The organism is Paenarthrobacter sp. R1, from assembly GCF_030264015.1.
In the GTDB taxonomy this organism is placed as follows: Bacteria; Actinomycetota; Actinomycetes; order Actinomycetales; family Micrococcaceae; genus Arthrobacter; species Arthrobacter ureafaciens.
Window position 1 is genome coordinate 3045297 of record NZ_CP127115.1, and the last position, 14501, is coordinate 3059797.

Genomic DNA, 14501 nt, shown 5'->3' on the forward strand with positions numbered 1-14501 from the left:
CCTTCAGGAACCAACTGACTGGCGGTAGTGGTTGTTCTGAACGTTCAGAACAACCACTACTGCCATCTAGTTGGGAAAGTGGGCCCACGGCCGCCGGGTTCCCTCGCGAGCTTGCGAGCGGAGGGGGCGGCTGGGGATTAGTGGAATTGGCCTTCTTCGGTCGATCCGACCAAGGCGAGGGTGGAAGCGTTCGGGTTGAGCGCTGTGGCAATGTCGTCGAAGTAGCCGGTGCCGACTTCGCGCTGGTGCTTGGTGGCGGTGTAGCCGCGGGATTCGGAGGCGAATTCCTTTTCCTGGAGCTCGACGTAGGCGCTCATGCCTTCGCGGGCGTAGCCGTGGGCGAGGTCGAACATCGAGTAGTTCAGGGCGTGGAAGCCGGCCAGGGTGATGAACTGGAACGTGAAGCCCATGGCGCCGAGTTCGCGCTGGAACTTGGCTATGGTGGCGTCGTCCAGGTGCTTGCGCCAGTTGAACGACGGCGAGCAGTTGTAGGAAAGCATCTGGTCCGGGTACTCGGCCTTGACGGCTTCGGCGAACTTGCGGGCCAGTTCCAGGTCCGGGGTGCCCGTCTCCATCCAGATCAGGTCGGAGTACGGAGCGTAGGCCTTGGCACGGGCGATGCAGGGTTCGATGCCGTTGCGGACCTTGTAGAAGCCTTCAGCGGTACGCTCGCCCGTGATGAATTCGCGGTCGCGTTCGTCAACGTCGGAGGTGATCAGGGTTGCGGCTTCGGCGTCGGTACGGGCGATGACCACCGTGGGGGTGCCGGCGACGTCGGCAGCCAGGCGGGCTGCGTTGAGGGTCCGGATGTGCTGCTGGGTGGGGATCAGGACCTTCCCGCCGAGGTGGCCGCACTTCTTTTCGGAGGCGAGCTGGTCTTCCCAGTGAACACCCGAGGCGCCGGCGGTGATCATGGACTTCATGAGTTCGTAGGCGTTCAGCGGGCCACCGAAACCGGCTTCGGCGTCGGCGACGATCGGGACCAGCCAGTCCTCAACAGTCTTGATGCCCTCGGCGTACTCGATCTGGTCGGCACGCAGCAGCGCGTTGTTGATCCGGCGCACAACCTGCGGAACCGAGTTGGCCGGGTAGAGCGACTGATCCGGGTAGGTGTGACCGGAGAGGTTGGCGTCAGCGGCGACCTGCCAACCCGAAAGGTAGATGGCGCGCAGGCCTGCCTTGACCTGCTGTACTGCCTGGTTGCCGGTCAGGGCGCCGAGGGCGTTGGTGTAGCCGCCGGTGGGTGCTTCCTCGGTGAGCTGCTTCCAGAGCTTTTCCGAACCGCGGCGGGCCAGGGTGTGCTCTACGGAGACGCGACCACGGAGGCGGACGACGTCGGCAGCCGAGTAATCACGGGTGACGCCCTCCCAGCGCGGGTTGGCGGACCATTCAAGTTCCAGCGCCGCGGCCTGCTGCTCAGCGGTCAACTCTGGTTCAAACGATGCGGTCATTGCATGTCTCCTCGTATCCAAGCGGCTCCCGGGCCGGCCTCCGCTGCGTCCTTGCTGCTTCGGCCGGCTCACCCGGGGTCTGTATTTCTTTTCGTGAGAACTACTTTTCTGCACTTTCCAAGCTCTTTCTAGATAAATCCTCTGGAAAGAAATGCAGTTCTTCGCGTATTCTCAAGAAATGTCGCCTGTGAGCTGGAGCCGCGAAGTCGCGTCGCCGTCGTCGTCCCCTACGTCCCCCGAACTGGACGTGATCAGCCTTGGCCGCCGCGTGCGCCACCTGCGCAAGCAAGCCGGCCTGACGCTCGATGACCTGAGTGCCGCCGTCGGGACCGCGCCGAGCCAACTGAGCCTGATCGAAAACGGCAAACGCGAGCCCAAGCTGGGGCTGCTGCAACACCTTGCCTCCGCGTTGAACGTGAGCATCGACCAACTGCTCGGAGCTGAGCCGCCAAGCCGCCGCGCCGCCCTGGAAATCGAGCTGGAGCGGTACCAGCGCGGACCGCTGTACGAGTCCTTGAACCTGCCAAAAATCCGCATCAGTTCGCGGCTTCCGTTGGAGGTTCTGGAGGCGCAGGTCGGGCTGCTTCAGGAACTCGAACGCAAGCTCAACGAGCAAGCCGCGACGCCGGAAGAAGCCCGCCGCGCGAACGGCGAGTTGCGTGCCATGATGCGCGAGCGCGGTAACTATTTCCCCGAGTACGAGGCCGAGGCGCAGAAGGTCCTCAAGGGCGTGGGCTACACCTCCGGGCCGTTGAGCCAGCACGTCATCGCGGACATCGCCGAGAACCTGGGATTCTCACTGCACCACGTCAGCGACCTGCCGCATTCCACCCGGTCCGTGACCGATTTGAAGAACCGCAGAATTTACCTAACGCAGAACCAGCGGCAGGACCACGATCCCCGGTCGGTTCTGCTGCAGGCGCTGGGGCACTACGTCCTGGGGCACGGGACTCCCAAGAACTACGGTGACTTCCTGGCGCAGAGAGTGGCTACCAACTACTTTGCGGCGGCATTGCTGCTGCCGGAGCAGGCAACGTTGGATTTCCTGCTGAAGGCCAAGGCCGCCAAGGAGATCGCCGTGGAGGACATCCGGGACGCTTTCGCGGTGTCCTACGAAACTGCGGCCCACCGTTTCACCAACCTGGCGACCCAACACCTGGGCATCACCACCCACTTCCAGAAAACCCACCAGTCCGGGATCATCTACAAGGCCTACGAGAACGACGGCGTCGCCTTCCCGCAGGACCACACCGGCGCCATTGAGGGGCAGCCGTCGTGCAAGGCGTGGACGTCCCGAGCGGTGTTCGACGTACCGGACAAGTTCAGCGCCTACAGCCAGTACACGGACACTCCCTCCGGCACGTACTGGTGCACGGCGCGGACCGAGCGTTCCGCCGCCGGCGAGTTTTCGCTCAGCATCGGGGTGCCTTACCAGCACGTGAAGTGGTTCCGCGGGCGGGAGACCACGGCCAGGGCCACCTCCAATTGCCCGGATCCGAACTGCTGCAAGCGGCCACCGGCCGAACTGGCCAACGAGTGGGCCGGCAACGCCTGGCCGTCCGCCCGGGCCCATTCGCACCTGCTGGCCGCGATGCCCCCGGGCGCGTTCCCGGGCGTGGATGAGACCGAGGTGTACAGCTTCCTGGCGGCGCACTCCGCGCGTTGAGCGGGGCCTCCGCGCGCTAACGGGACTTCGGCGAGTTCGCGGCAACCCTGCGGTGACGCTGGAAGTTTCCGGGGGTCCTTGGCGGTTTCCCGCGATCACGGCGCAGGACGGCGGTTTCCCGCGATCACGGCGCAGGACGGCGGCTAACGAACCAGCCGCGCCACCAGGACTGCCGCAGCATCAACGACGTCGTCCGCTTCCTTCTTGGTGGCACTCAAGGCGACCTCGTGGCCGGCAACCGTGATGATGTCGGTGATCACCGCGACGGTGAGGCGGCCCAAAGTGTCCTCGGCCGTTCCGAGAAGGACCGAATTCTGGCGCACCCATTCCCGCCCGCGCTCGCGACGCAGGACCTCGAAGCCGGGGGGAGCATCGCCCTCGAAGAAGACGCGTTCCAGCGCGCGGTGCTTCCAGGTGTAGTCGAAGTACGTGCGGCTGCCGACGTCGAAGAGCGCCAAGGGATCGTTTTCGCCGGACTTCCGGGCCTTGGCAACGGCGGCCGCCACCAGCCGTTCGTGCTCGTTTTGGTAGTCGTCCCAGAGGGCAAGGAAGAGCTCTGTCTTGCCGCCGAAGTGATGGTAAAGGCTTCCGACGCTGGACCTGGCCCGCGTGACGATGTCCGAGATGCCGGCGTCCGTGAAGCCCAGTTCGCTGAAAACCGCAGCGGCCGCGTCCAGCAGCTTGCGTTGGGTAGTCGCTGTCCGGGACCACTGCCAGGAGCCGGAATGGACTGCGGCGTCGGAGGTTTTCCGAACCATCGAGCCTCCCCGGGACAGCCTGAATCCTTGACCAAGCCCAAATTACAGTAAATAATTCTGGAAGTCCGTTCTAGAAAATAAGTATTGCGCTATGTGTCCGAATGCTGCGATTTTTGACGCCAAAGGCGCCCTGCGGGCCAGGCGCCGTTTTCGCCGTCGGGCAGCAACTGGTTGAATCGCTATGAGAGCGCCAACTGGTCGCACGCCAACAAGCCAGAGAGGAACGCGGCCTGATGTCCGTTTCAAGCAAGTCGTCCGGGATCACGTCGAACAGGTGGTTCAAGCCCGTCGCCGTCACCGTGGTGGCTTTGGTCATCGCGCTGATCCTGGTGCTCGTGGCACAGTGGCTCCGCACGCTGGAACCGGTGAAGCAGTTCCTGACGGACTATCCGGGACACTCGGAGCTGCCCGAGGGCGCACCGACGGGGCTCCCGGCGTGGCTGGGCTGGCAACACTTCCTCAACATGTTCTTCATCGTCCTGATCATCCGCTCCGGTTGGCAGGTGCGCACCACTACGCGGCCGCCGGGTTACTGGACGCGGAACAACAAGGGCTTCATCAAGACCAGGAACGCTCCCACCAAGATCAGCCTGGACCTGTGGTTCCACTTGACGCTGGATGCGCTGTGGGTGCTCAACGGCCTGATTTTTATTGTGCTGCTGTTCGCCACAGGCCAGTGGATGCGGATTGTGCCCACCAGCTGGGACGTCTTCCCGAACGCGGTTTCGGCCGGCCTCCAGTACGCGTCGCTGAACTGGCCGCTGGAAAACGGTTGGGTCAACTACAACGCCTTGCAGCTGCTGACCTACTTCATCACGGTCTTCATCGCGGCGCCGCTGGCCATCATTACCGGCATCCGCATGTCCGGGGCGTGGCCCAAGAAGGCAGCGGTCAACAAGTTCTACCCCATTGAAGCTGCCCGCAAGGTCCACTTCCCGGTGATGATCTACTTCGTAGCGTTCGTGATCGTCCACGTGACGTTAGTCCTGGCCACGGGTGCCCTGCGGAACCTCAACCACATGTACGCCTCCACGGACGACGCCAACAGTTGGTGGGGCTTCGCGGTCTTCGCAGCGTCCATCGTGGTCACGGCGGCGGCCTGGTTCCTTGCCCGGCCCCTGTTCCTTCGCCCGATCGCGTCGCTGATGGGCAAGGTTACCAACCGCTAGGCCAGCGCTAGCTCAGCGCACCGCCCTGCCACAAGGCATCAAACGGCGCCCCGGACGCTACGCGGTTGCGGATTCCCTCGGTCACGAACGCCTTGGCTGTACGGGCCGCCTCGAGCGGCGACGCGCCCTTGGCCAGCTCCGCCGTCACGGCGGCGGCCAGCGAACAGCCCGCACCGGACACCGCGACCTCGCCCACCTTCGGTGCACGCAGGACTTCCAGCGTCCGGCCGTCGTAGAAAACGTCGACGGCGTCAGCACCTTCCAGCCGCACCCCGCCTTTGGCGAGCACGGCGGCGCCGCTGAGCTCATGGATGCGGATGGCGGCGGCCTTGAGGGACTCTTCGTCGGTGATGGTGAGGCCGGAGAGGGACTCAGCCTCGAAGTGGTTCGGCGTGACAAACGTGGCCAGCGGGAGGATCTGCGCCTTCAAGGCCTGGTCCGTGTCCAGCGCGTGTCCGGGCTCCTGGCCTTTGAAGATCAGGACCGGGTCCAGGACGATGTTGCTGAATGCGCCCTCTGACAGCGCCTTCTCCACGGTGCTGATGGTTGCCGGGCTTCCCAACATGCCGATCTTCACGGTGTCCAACACCGAAGGTGCGCCGGAAGCGGAACCGTAGGCCGCCGTCGTGGCTTCCAACTGGTCCGCAATCACTTGCTGGTCCACCGGGACAAAACGGTGGTTCCAGTTGTCCTTGGGGTCGAACGAAACGATGCACGTCAGGTTGACGATGCCAAAAACTCCGAGTTCCTGGAACGTCTTGAGGTCGGCTTGCGCACCGGCGCCGCCGGTCGCTTCCGAGCCGGCGATGGTCAATGCAATGGCAGGGACAGCGGCAGAAGTCATGGTTTCCATTTTGCCAGCTTCCTGATGGTGTGCGATTTCCTAGCCGTGGAGGGACCTGTACGCAGCCGCCGCGGCCGGGTGCAGAGGAACCCCGGCTGTGTTGATGAGCGTCTCCGGGCTGAGGAACTGCACGCCCGTGCTTGATGTGGGAATAAGGTCCTGCGCCCGTTCCACCAAAAGGCGCACCGTACGACGGACCAGGGAATCGGGGAGATCGCTGCGGCACAACAGCAGGTTGGCTACGCCCACCGTCCAGATCGCGGGGGCGTCGCCGTAGGTACCCGCCGGTATGAGCACGCGGTCGTAGTAATCACCATGTTCTGTGCGCAGGGCAGGGATATGCCGTGAGAGGTCCAGGAGCCGGACTCCCAGCACCGAGGCTGTTGCTGCGATGGCCGCGGTGGGGACCCCGCCGGACCAGAAGAGGGCGTCGATGGACCCACCCCGGAGCGCGGACAGCCCTTGGTTGAGGCCCAGATTGACCTGTTGCGGCGCGGGTTCAAGCACGGCGGAAGCGATGATCCGGGGAGCCGTCAGGGAAGTGCCGGACCCCGCTTCGCCCACCCCCACCACTTTTCCGGCCAGATCGGCGAAGGTCCCGATGCCGCTGTCCGCACGGACTATGCAATGAACATAGTTCTCGTACACCTTGCCAAGCGCCACCAGGCTTGTACCGGCCGGGGTTGTGCCCGCAGCGGCCAGGGTTGCGCCCGCAGCGGCCGGGGTTGCGCCCGTGGCGGCAGGGCTTGGGCCGGGCGCTGCCGGGCCCGGGGCCGGAAGCGCCGCCGTGTCGGCAAGCGCGACGGCGAAGGTCGCCTCGCCGGACATGACCCGCCGGATGTTCTCGAGACTTCCGCCAGTGACCAGAGGCTCTGCCGTTTCCGCCACGCCCTCGCGTTGCAGCAGACCTGCGAGCAAGGTGGCGAACTCCAAGTAGAAACCGCCCGATTCGCCACCAGCCACCGTCAGCTTCTCCGGTTTCGGCTCCGGCGTGCAGGCAGCGGAGGACATCAGCAGCCCTGCACTTCCCAGGATCAGCCCGGACGTGAGCACGGTACGGCGGGACAAAGGCCTAGCCATTCGCGCCACCGCCGAACTCCAGGCGTCCTATCAGCCCGTGCGGGACACGCTCCCGCAACACCAGCTTGCCTCCGTTGGCCTCGGCCAGCCGTTCCACGATGGTGAGGCCCAGGCCGTTGCCGGGAATTCCGCTGTGTTGAGGCGCGCGCCAAAACCGCGAGGTGGATGCCAGACGCTGATCAGCGTACAGTCCCGGGCCGTCGTCGGAGACCTCGATCGCCAGGCCGTCCCGAGTAGCTTCGGCCGCCACTGCGATGTGACCACCGGGGGAGTACTTGATGGCGTTGGCCAGCAACTCACCCACCATCTGGGCCAGTTCCTCGGGGTCGCACCGGAGCTCCAACGCGGGCCCGCTGTGGTCTTCCAAGGTAATGGTGGAGCCGGCCAACCGTGCCGCGGGGCCCGCCCTTTCCACCTCGCCTTGGAGTACCGGGAAAGGGTCAATGACGCTTTGCCGCCGATGCTCGGACGACTGCGCTGCAGCAGCCCCGGCCACGGCGCGATGCTCCGCGGTCGCCAGCTTCAGCACGCCGTCGAGCATTTCCTCAACGCGCTCCAGTTCGTCCACCACGCCGGCCGCCGCCGCCTTCGCCGGGCTGTTTTGCAGTTCAAGCTGCAGCAGGTCGATTCTGAGCCGCAGGGCGCCCACCGGGTTGCGCAGCTGGTGCGAGGTGTCCGCGATGAGCTGTCGCTGCGACTCCATGCTTTCGCTGACAGTGTTGGCCATGGCGGAGAACGATCGGCTCAGTTCCCGCAGCTCGGGCGGACCTGCCTCGGGAAGCTTGCTGGTCTTGCCCGTGGTTTCGAGTTGGTGTACCGCTTCACTCAAGCGGTGCACCGGCCGCAAAACCCAGCCGGTGAGGCGGGCAGCGACCAGCAGCAGCACCGCACCCATCACCAGGGCCGCGAGCCCGACGACGACCCACCGTTCGCGCAGTTTCGCCCGGGCCGCGTCGAGGTTGACTTCCAGGACGGCTTCTCCGAGCACCTGGCTGGCCGTTCCAAAAGAGCGCGAGATGACCTCCGTCCCGGATTCGAAGGGCCGGACCGTGCCGATGGTGGTGTCGCTGAGGTTGAGGCTGGCCCGGGCCAAGGCATCCTGAACGTCCCGTCTTTGCTCGCTCAGACCGCCGGAGGCCAGGGTTTGCTGCTGGAGGCGGATCAGGATGCCTTCGCCATAGAGTTCGGTGTACCGGTCCATTTCGCGCTGGAGCTGGGTGGTGTCGCCATCAGCGGAGGCATCGTTGGCGAGCTGGGCAAAACGGTTCAGGGCCGATACCCGGTTGATCTGCACGTCCTGGGTCAGTTCCCGCGCGGCTGACGTAAGGATGACGCTGGAAACCGTGACAACAATGAGCACGGCGATGACACTGAGGATCCCGAGGACGCGGACCTTCATCCCTGCTCCACGCGATACCCGACGCCCCGCACGTTGATGATGAACCCGGGCAGTTGCAGCTTGGACCTCAGGCCGGTCAGGTGGACATCCAAGGAGCGGGAGTGCGCCACGAAGGCGTCGCCCCACAGGGCATCCAGGATCTGCTCACGGGTCACCACGGAGCCGGCGTTGCGGACCAAGAGGCTGAGGAGGTCGAATTCGGTGGCGGTGAGGTTGAGTTCCCTGTCGTCGACGGCGGCGAGGCGGCGGTCGAGGTCTACGGTCAACGGTCCCACGGTGACCTCATGGGGCGTGCTTTGGCCGGAGCGGCGGGCCCTTCGCGTTACGGCCTCGATCCGGGCGAGCAGCTCCACCAGCTTGACCGGCTTGACCAGGTAATCGTCCGCACCCGAGCGCAGGCCCAGGACCACGCTGCGTTCATCATCGCGCGCCGTGAGGATCAGGATGGGGATGTGCGTGACTTGGCGGAGCTTCCTGAGCACTTCCAACCCGTCCAGGTCCGGGAGGCCCAGATCCAGGAGGATGACCTCGTGGTTGCGGTGGTCCAGGAGTGCATCTTCACCGCGGGACACCCTGGTTGGTTTGTGGCCCGCCGACGTCACGGCAGCCCCCAGTGCCGACGCCATGGCGTCGTCGTCCTCGACGATGAGCACGTGCACTGTTGATCCTTCTGGTAGCCCGGCGGGTGTTTTCCGCTACTTGAGCTTAACGTTGCGAGGCCCGCCCTGCGGCCTTCGCACTCAGCGAAGGGCGCAGAACGGGCCTCAGAGGGGGTGTTAGACGTTGACGAGGTCCTTCTTGTCGTCGTCTTTGCGGTTTCCCCAAGCATGTCCCTGCTCAGTATCGAGGTGCGTAGCCTTCTTGTTCTTGAGGGCGAAGACGTACACCAACAGCGAGATGAAGATGGCCGCCGTGACGTAGGTGAAGAACATGTCCACCTGGCCGGCTTTCTGCAGGGCAGCGCCGATCAGCGGGACCGTACCGCCGAACAGCGAGTTGGCGATCGCGTAGCCAAGACCCACGCCCAGCGCACGGATGGATGCCGGGAAGAGTTCAGCCTTCACCAGCGCATTGATGGACGTGTAGCCGCCAACCATCAAGAGGCCGCCCATCATGAGCAGGAAGGCGACGAACGGATCCTTGGTTCCGGCCAGGGTGGAGAGCAGCGGCCAAGTGAACAGGACACCGGTGACGCCGAACCAGATCAGCAGCGGCCTGCGGCCGATCTTGTCCGACAACATGCCGTAGACGGGCTGCAGCAACATGAAGATGAACAGTGCCCAGAAGTTGATGACGGAGGTGTCGGTCTTTGCGATGCCGGAGGTATCGTTCATGAACTTCAGGATGAAGTTGGTGTAGGTATAGAACGCCACCGTGCCGCCGAGGGTGATGCCGATGCAGATCAGCAGCGGCTTCCAGTGCTTGGTGAACAGGAGCTTCATGCTGCCCGGCTGGGCCTCGCCCTCAACCTTGACGTGCGCTGCACGGATCTGGTCGGCGGAGACGGTCTCTTCCATGGAGCGGCGGAGCCACAGGACAACCAGTGCAGCAACGCCGCCGATTGCGAACGGAATGCGCCAGCCCCACTCGGTCAGGTCTTCCTTGCTCATGGTGTTCTGCAGGATCACGAGGACCAGGAGGGCCAGCATCTGGCCGCCGATGAGCGTGACGTACTGGAAGCTGGAGAAGAAGCCGCGACGCTTGGCCGTTGCTGCCTCGGACATGTACGTGGCGCTGGTCCCGTACTCGCCGCCGACGGAGAAGCCTTGGACCACGCGGACGAAGACCAAGAGGATCATGGCCCACAGGCCGATGACGTCCTGGGTAGGCAGGATCGCAATGGCGAACGAACCCGCGGACATCAGGGTCACGCTCAGCGTCAGGGCAGCCTTCCGGCCCTTACGGTCCGCGTAGCGGCCGAAGAACCAGCTGCCGATCGGACGCATGAGGAACGACGTCGAGAAGACCGCCATCGCTTCAAGGCCAGCCTGCAGTTCGTCCTTGGAGTTGAAGAAGTGCGACTGGAAGTACGCGGCAAAAACGGTGTACACGTAGAGGTCGAACCACTCCACGAGGTTGCCCGCAGAGCCCTTGAGGATGTTGCTCACGGCCTTGCGTGTCTGTGCCGCCTCGCTCAGAGGCGCGGCTTGTTGGGTGCTCATCAATGAACCTTCCTGGACGGCTGCGCACATGGCAGTCGTGTCTTGCATGAGTTCGTTCTGTCCATGAAGCTCGTGCTCATGGCTTCCTTGCACATGGCTCTTCGTCGACTAAGAAAGGTCCTCTTGGGGGTGAAGAGGACATGTTCCAAGCTATGGGTGATGCACGGCACAGCCAACGTCGGAGGGGATTTCCTAACACTTCCTTAGGATTCCGAGAGGAAAACCCCGGTTCCGCGCCCCCACCGTTCCTCTATCACTTCCCGTCGGGTTTCCCGCGTTGCTCTATCACCTCCCGCCGGGTTTCCCGCGTTGCTCTATCACCTCCCGCCGGGATTCCCGCGTTCCTCTATCACTTCCCATAGCGCCTCACCCTTCGCGGGTTTATGGTTCTGGACATGAGCCCACTCGCACGGCTGGCCGGCGCGGTGAAACGGGAAGCGGCCGGCATCCCTTTGCCACCCGGGCAGGTGCTCGGGTTGGTCTTGGACGCGGTCCTACAACGGATACACCCCTTGCCCACGTTGTCCGCCCGACGCGCCCGCAGGAGCGCCGGGACGCTGTTGGTGCTGACCGGCGTCGGAATTACCGTTTGGGCGGTGGCGGAACGACGGCGGCACACCACCGGAAGCTTTGCCTTGGGCCGTCCGGAAGCGTTGGTGACCAGCGGTCCGTACTCCGCGAGCCGGCATCCGATGTACCTGGGCTGGTGGTTAATCCACGCAGGGGTTGCGGTGTACAAGGGCTCGCGCTGGGCGGCTGCAACCCTGCCCGCGGGCATGGCCGTGGAACACTTCGGCGCGTTGTGGGAAGAGAAGGCCCTCCAGAAGGAGTTTGGTCCGGCGTATAGCCAGTACATGGGCAACGTCCCGCGTTACGTCGGGTTCCCTGCGCGGACGCCCGACGGCGGTGAGCGGAGTTAGCCCCATAGCCGCCGTTATGCGGTGGGTGGGCAGATCTTGACCAGCCTCCAGGCCGACAACCTGCCGATCGCCGCGGCGGTTGCGATGGACAGGCTAAAGAGGACCGTACCCAAACTGGAAAGCCCACCAAAGGGTGCGCAGATCAGGGTGCCAACCACGAAGAACGCGGCCACGTGGAGCCATTGGTTCCGCACTTGCCTTAGAACCAGTCCTAACAGCCATCCGACTACGGATCCGATGAGTGCTGCGGGGATGGCGGCATAGATGAAGAAAATCAGCGCATATTCAGGGGCTTGCAGGGACAACAGGGTACTAAAGGCTACATAGGCAACCAAGACACCCATACCCAGCCCCTTCCCTCCCAAGGTCACCCTGACCCGCGGGTTGGGGAGCTGGGGAGGATGCGGTGTTGTGCGGTTGTACTGGTCATCGCCATGCGTACTCAATTGTCACTTCTCCGAAGAGCGCTGAGAGCTCCGGCCAATGACGGATACTCAAACACGAAACCGCATCGAGTAGCTTCCGTGGCTCTACCCATCGGCTCTTCAGGACCAGCTCGGTCTGGGTGCGGATGAGAACTGCCCCAACTTCAAGGAGCCAAGCGGGCGTCGGAATGCCGAAGGGGACGTCCAGGCTCACCCGGACCAGCCCCATGAGTTCGCGATTGTCTACCGGATTGGGCGACGCCGCATTGACTGCACCAACAAGCCCGGGTTTGGCGTGAATGAACATGACCGAACGGAACAAGTCCTCCACGTGGATCCAACTGAACTTCTGCGTCCCCGGTCCCATGTGCCCACCCAAGCCAAACCTGGCCAGGTTCCGGAGGGGGTTCATCACGCCCCCTGCGCCCAGTACGATCGCGATCCGAAGAGGCACCTTGCGCGTGCGCCGTGCAGTGGCGGCCTCCAACTCGTCTTCCCAAGCCTTGGCAACGTTGACAGAGAACCCGCTGCCGAGTTCGCCGGAAGCCTCCGACTGTGGGTGATCGTCGGCATGCCGGTAAATGGTCCCGGTACTTGAGTTGATCCAGGTGCTCGGTGGCTCGGCGCAGGCAGCCAAGGCGCGGCCCAACGTTCGAGTCGTCAACACGCGCGAATCCATAATTTCCCGGCGATTCCGCCTCCCGTAGCGGCAGTTCACGGAACGTCCGGCAAGGTTCACCAACAGTGCGGCGCCGTTCAGCGTACTGGTGATGGCGCCGTCGTCGTTCCACTGCGCGTCAGCCGACGCGTTCCGCCCGACTGTTCGGACCTTCCAACCCTCTTCAAGAAACCGCCGATGGAAGTAGCTGCCGATAAAGCCAGTGGCTCCGGCGATGACCACCGTCCGCGGGTTCATGAGTCTTCCTTGACGCTGCGAACCAGTCCCAGGACGTCGTCGAACACTTTGCTGACGCCGGGAATCTTCGCAAGCGACAGACCACGGGCCATCAGTGGCGCGGCGCCGTCAATCAGCCGGCGCGTGCGGCGTTGATCCGTGGATTGGTCGTATACCCAAAACAACGCGACGCCCATGTACGCCAGCCACAGCAGCTCGGGAAGATCGCCGCCTAGCTTCTTAGCGACGGCCGGAGTGGAACCTTCGACGGCGGAACGGAAGATCGCGAGCGACGCCTCCCGGGCGGGAGCGGATGCCGCGCCAAACGGGTTGACGGGCGACGTCGGCCGGATGGCTGTGGCAATGAAGTCGGAACCGAACTGGTGGTAAGGGGACATGACGTCGATGCCAGCGTGCAGAACGGCTTTCATGCGGCCTGCGAGATCCGGGATGCCTTCGAGTGCCTGTGCCGCGGCCGATGCGTGCTCATTCTGGACTTGGATGTACAACTCCTGAACGAGCTCGTCTTTGGACGCGAAGTAGTAGTAAGCGTTGCCGACGGAAACTCCCGCTTCTTGGGCAATGGCGCGCATGGTGGTTTTCTCGAAGCCGATCTCCCGGAACATCTTCAATGCGACGTCGGCTACGAGTTGGCGGGTTTGCGCGCTCTTAATTGCCATCGGGCCCCTCCTGTTTGAACGTGTTCAAGAATCAGTATGGCACCTTTCTGAACGCGTTCAAAAAGGTGAGGTGGCAGAGGGATGGCCGATTGAGGGTGGGATGTGGCAGAGGGATGGTTGGGAGGGGGTGGGATGTGAGAGAAGGATGGCCGATTGGGGGTGGGATGTGGCAGAGGGACGGGGATGGGAGAATGTAACGTGGTGCCGGGCCAAACGTGCCCGCCACCCACAGTGCTAATACAGCGGGGCGCTCTCCGAAAAGGATGAGGCGCCTGCGCGAACCACTACGAATGGATGACCCATGCCCTCGCCTTCCGGCAGTACCTTGAGCAAGCCCGCGCCCCGTTTCGCTTCGATCGGATCTCCCTATTTCGGCATCATGCTGGCCGTCATGGCGGTGGTGTTGATCCTGTCCAACATCGGCGCTTCCAAGGGTGTGGTGCTCGGGCCGATCATCACCGACGGCGGATTCTTCCTCTTCCCGCTCGCGTACATTCTGGGCGACGTCATGAGCGAGGTCTACGGCTTCAAAGTTGCCCGGAAGGCGATCATCACCTCGTTCGCGTTATCGGTGTTTGCATCGCTCTGCTACTGGGTGATCATCATTCTTCCGGGCTTCGACGACGATTACGGTGTGGCCAAGCAAGCCGCCATCGAAGGCGCGTTGGGACCCGTCCCGCAGATCGTCCTCGCCTCCTTGCTTGCGTTCCTGGCCGGACAAACCATCAACTCGTGGATCCTCGTGAAGATGAAGGAACGCACGGGTGAGAAGAGCCTGTGGGCCCGGCTCATGGGTTCGTCGGTGGTGGGCGAATTCGTGGACACGCTGATCTTCTGCAGCATCGCCGCGTCCGTCATCGGCATCTCCGACGTCGGCTCGTTCGTGAACTACGTCCTGGTCGGCTTCCTGTACAAGACCGCCGTCGAGTTCCTGTTCGTGCCCGTCACCGTCCTGGTAGTGGGCTGGATCAAGAAGCGTGAACCGAGCTACGGAGAAGTCGCCGCCTAGGCCCTCGTCGAGTTCGCCGGAAGCCTGCGGTAGACCAGCGACG

13 protein-coding genes and 1 pseudogene are annotated in these 14501 nt (G+C 63.8%); 4 read left to right on the forward strand and 10 right to left on the reverse strand.

The window, feature by feature from the left end; genetic code table 11:
• Positions 1 to 137: 137 nt before the first annotated feature.
• Positions 138 to 1451 carry an isocitrate lyase gene (gene aceA, locus QN084_RS14795; protein ID WP_069694638.1) on the reverse strand — a complete coding sequence of 438 codons (1314 nt, stop codon included), beginning with the start codon at positions 1449 to 1451 and terminating at the stop codon, positions 138 to 140.
• Between the two features lie 151 nt (positions 1452 to 1602).
• Here aceA and QN084_RS14800 point away from each other — a divergent pair, with 151 nt between their 5' ends.
• Entirely contained in the window at positions 1603 to 3117 is a 1515-nt protein-coding gene (locus QN084_RS14800) for an XRE family transcriptional regulator (protein WP_021471613.1), read from the forward strand.
• 143 nt (positions 3118 to 3260) lie between these two features.
• On the opposite strand, the gene QN084_RS14805 is transcribed toward QN084_RS14800, so the two are convergent.
• A complete protein-coding gene (locus QN084_RS14805) occupies positions 3261 to 3875 on the reverse strand; it encodes a TetR/AcrR family transcriptional regulator (protein WP_062095114.1) in 615 nt (204 codons plus the stop codon).
• A gap of 233 nt (positions 3876 to 4108) precedes the next feature.
• Here QN084_RS14805 and QN084_RS14810 point away from each other — a divergent pair, with 233 nt between their 5' ends.
• Positions 4109 to 5044: a cytochrome b/b6 domain-containing protein gene (locus QN084_RS14810; protein WP_021471611.1), complete on the forward strand. Its 936-nt coding sequence runs from the start codon at positions 4109 to 4111 to the stop codon at positions 5042 to 5044.
• A 7-nt stretch (positions 5045 to 5051) separates the two neighbouring features.
• Here QN084_RS14810 and QN084_RS14815 read toward each other — a convergent pair whose 3' ends face one another.
• From QN084_RS14815 to QN084_RS14835, 5 genes are all read right to left on the reverse strand, one after another.
• Positions 5052 to 5888, reverse strand: a complete 837-nt coding sequence (locus tag QN084_RS14815; protein ID WP_170828562.1) for a hydroxymethylpyrimidine/phosphomethylpyrimidine kinase — start codon at positions 5886 to 5888, stop codon at positions 5052 to 5054.
• A gap of 39 nt (positions 5889 to 5927) precedes the next feature.
• Complete coding sequence (locus QN084_RS14820; protein WP_069694640.1) at positions 5928 to 6968, reverse strand: TAXI family TRAP transporter solute-binding subunit; 1041 nt, start codon at positions 6966 to 6968, stop codon at positions 5928 to 5930.
• Positions 6961 to 8367, reverse strand: coding sequence for a sensor histidine kinase (locus tag QN084_RS14825; protein WP_021471608.1), 1407 nt, complete (start codon positions 8365 to 8367; stop codon positions 6961 to 6963). The genes QN084_RS14820 and QN084_RS14825 overlap by 8 nt, the downstream gene beginning before the upstream one ends.
• Positions 8364 to 9026, reverse strand: a complete 663-nt coding sequence (locus QN084_RS14830) for a response regulator transcription factor (protein ID WP_069694641.1) — start codon at positions 9024 to 9026, stop codon at positions 8364 to 8366. The genes QN084_RS14825 and QN084_RS14830 overlap by 4 nt, the downstream gene beginning before the upstream one ends.
• Positions 9027 to 9143: 117 nt before the next feature.
• Positions 9144 to 10529, reverse strand: a complete 1386-nt coding sequence (locus tag QN084_RS14835; RefSeq protein ID WP_069694642.1) for an MFS transporter — start codon at positions 10527 to 10529, stop codon at positions 9144 to 9146.
• A 395-nt stretch (positions 10530 to 10924) separates the two neighbouring features.
• On the opposite strand from QN084_RS14835, the gene QN084_RS14840 reads away from it, so the two are divergent.
• Positions 10925 to 11449: a methyltransferase family protein gene (locus tag QN084_RS14840; RefSeq protein WP_052474363.1), complete on the forward strand. Its 525-nt coding sequence runs from the start codon at positions 10925 to 10927 to the stop codon at positions 11447 to 11449.
• A gap of 14 nt (positions 11450 to 11463) precedes the next feature.
• Here QN084_RS14840 and QN084_RS14845 read toward each other — a convergent pair whose 3' ends face one another.
• The 3 genes and pseudogenes from QN084_RS14845 to QN084_RS14855 all read right to left on the reverse strand — a co-directional run bounded on the left by QN084_RS14845 (position 11464) and on the right by QN084_RS14855 (position 13449).
• On the reverse strand, positions 11464 to 11895 hold the full coding sequence (locus tag QN084_RS14845) for a hypothetical protein (protein ID WP_021471604.1): 432 nt from the start codon (positions 11893 to 11895) through the stop codon (positions 11464 to 11466).
• Positions 11892 to 12790 (reverse strand): annotated as a pseudogene (locus tag QN084_RS14850) (TIGR01777 family oxidoreductase). Before QN084_RS14850 ends, QN084_RS14845 begins: the two are co-directional and overlap by 4 nt.
• Positions 12787 to 13449, reverse strand: coding sequence for a TetR/AcrR family transcriptional regulator (locus QN084_RS14855; protein ID WP_069694643.1), 663 nt, complete (start codon positions 13447 to 13449; stop codon positions 12787 to 12789). The pseudogene QN084_RS14850 and the gene QN084_RS14855 overlap by 4 nt, the downstream one beginning before the upstream one ends.
• A gap of 301 nt (positions 13450 to 13750) precedes the next feature.
• Here QN084_RS14855 and QN084_RS14860 point away from each other — a divergent pair, with 301 nt between their 5' ends.
• Positions 13751 to 14458, forward strand: coding sequence for a queuosine precursor transporter (locus QN084_RS14860; protein WP_062095128.1), 708 nt, complete (start codon positions 13751 to 13753; stop codon positions 14456 to 14458).
• Positions 14459 to 14501 lie beyond the last annotated feature (43 nt).